This window comes from Dankookia sp. GCM10030260 (assembly GCF_042666655.1).
Classification (GTDB): domain Bacteria; phylum Pseudomonadota; class Alphaproteobacteria; order Acetobacterales; family Acetobacteraceae; genus Paracraurococcus.
The window spans coordinates 1-1973 of record NZ_JBHTDE010000069.1; the positions used below are offsets into that span (position 1 = coordinate 1).

At 68.2% G+C, this 1973-nt stretch carries 1 protein-coding gene; it reads left to right on the top strand.

The window, feature by feature from the left end:
• Positions 1 to 172: 172 nt before the first annotated feature.
• Positions 173 to 1942, top strand: coding sequence for an IS1634 family transposase (locus tag ACFQS7_RS30820; RefSeq protein ID WP_380070966.1), 1770 nt, complete (start codon positions 173 to 175; stop codon positions 1940 to 1942).
• Positions 1943 to 1973: the final 31 nt, after the last annotated feature.

A 1973-nucleotide genomic window follows, 5' to 3' on the forward strand; every position in this document is an offset into this window, starting at 1 on the left:
CCCAACTTGAACAGTCCCCGTTGGGAGTCCGTTGGCAAGTGGTTGATTTTGCGCGGCCTGCTGCCTGATTCCCCGGAGTTTGGCAAATATGTAGTGCCACGAACATGGCGAAAAATGGCTTGAAAAGCTGACTTTCAGCTCATAGCGTGATGCTCCGTTCGCGGAGCGGCACATGTTCTTCCGGCTCAAGGCATCCGGTCCCCGCAGCTACCTCCAGATCGTCGAGAGCCGCCGCGAGGGCGCGCGTGTCCAACAGCACGTCATCGCCACAATCGGCCGCGCCGACGAACTCGCCGCCAACGGCGGCCTTGCCGCGCTGCTGGCCTCCGGTGCCCGCTTCTGCGAACAGGTGCTGCTGCTTTCGGCGCTCGACGACGACCAGCGCGCCCCGCACCTCGGCCTGCGCCGCATCGGCGCGCCGCTGACCTTCGGGCGCCTCTGGGACGAGCTTGGCTGCCAGGCCGTGCTCGAGACGCTGCTGGCCGGCCGTGGCTTCGGCTTCGCCGTGGAGCGGGCGGTGTTCACCACCGTCCTGCATCGCCTGATGGTCTCCGGCTCCGACCGTGCCTGCGAGAAGTGGATGGCCGACTACGACATCCCCGGCACTGACGACCTCAACCTTCACCACTTCTACCGCGCCATGGCCTGGCTCGGCGAGGAACTCGACGCCGTGGACGGTGGGCAGCAGCACGCCACCCCCTTTGCCCCGCGCTGCGTCAAGGACCAGATCGAGGAGGCGCTGTTCGAACGTCGGCGCGACCTGTTCAGCGAACTCTCCATCGTCTTCATGGACACCACCTCCCTCAGCTTCACCGGCGAGGGCGGGGAGACGCTCGGCGAGCGCGGCTACTCCAAGGACCACCGCCCGGATCTGATGCAGATGATCCTCTGCCTGGTGATGGACGCTGAGGGCCGGCCTGTCTGCACGGAGATGTGGCCCGGCAACACCGCCGATGTCAGCGTGCTGCTGCCGGTGGTCGACCGCCTGCGGCATCGCTTCGGCATCGGCCGCGTCTGCGTCGTCGCCGACCGCGGCATGATCTCGGAAGCCACCATCAGCGGCCTGGAGGAGCGCGGCCTGGAATACGTGCTCGGCGCCCGCGAGCGCAGCGACAACCTGGTGCGCGACGTGGTCCTGGCTGACGAGCGCGCCTTCACGCCGCTGCTGGTCACGCGCGCCGCCGGACAGGAGACACAGCTCTTCGCCAAGGAGGTGCTGATCGCCGGGCGCCGCTACATTGTCTGCCGCAACGAGGCTGAGGCGGAGAAGGACCGCACCGACCGACAGGCTATCGTCGCAGCGCTGGAGCAGCAGTTACAGCGGGGCGACAAGTCCCTCATCGGCAACTCCGCCTACCGCCGCTACCTCCGCCGCGTCCGCGCCCGGCAGGGCGACAGCGCGGATGCCGCGCGCCCCGCGCCGGCCTTCGAGATCGATGCCGGCAGGCTCGCCGACGAAGCCAGGTTCGACGGTATCTTCGTGCTGCGCACCAACAGCCGTATCAGCCCGCTGCTGGCTATGCTCCGCTACCGCGACCTCCTCGCGGTGGAGCAGCTGTTCCGGCAGGCCAAGTCCGCCCTCCGCACCCGGCCGATCTTCCACTCCTCCGACGCTGCCATCCGCGGCCACGTCTTCTGCTCCTTCCTCGCCCTGGTGCTGCGGAAGGAACTCGATGCGCGCTGCCGTGCGACGGGGCCGCAGCCGGAGTGGGATGACGTTCGGCGCGACCTGGAGCGGCTGCAGCGCGCCACCATCGAGCAGGACGGCAAGACCTGGGAGCTACGCACGGAAGCCACCGGCACCGCGGCCGGGATCTTCAAGGCCCTGCGCATCGCCCTGCCGCCTCGGGTCAGGCCGCTTGGGCAGTCGCCGCCAGCGCAAACGCCCGACACTTTGCCCAAACGCCGGGGGCGACCCAGGCGTAGTGCCACGCGCCCCTGATTTTCCCAAATTCACAAGCCATATCAGGCAG

Excerpts from the sequence above, each read along its gene's own strand:
- ACFQS7_RS30820 (WP_380070966.1), top strand. The coding sequence starts at position 173 with ATGTTCTTCCGGCTCAAGGCATCCGGTCCCCGCAGCTACCTCCAGATC.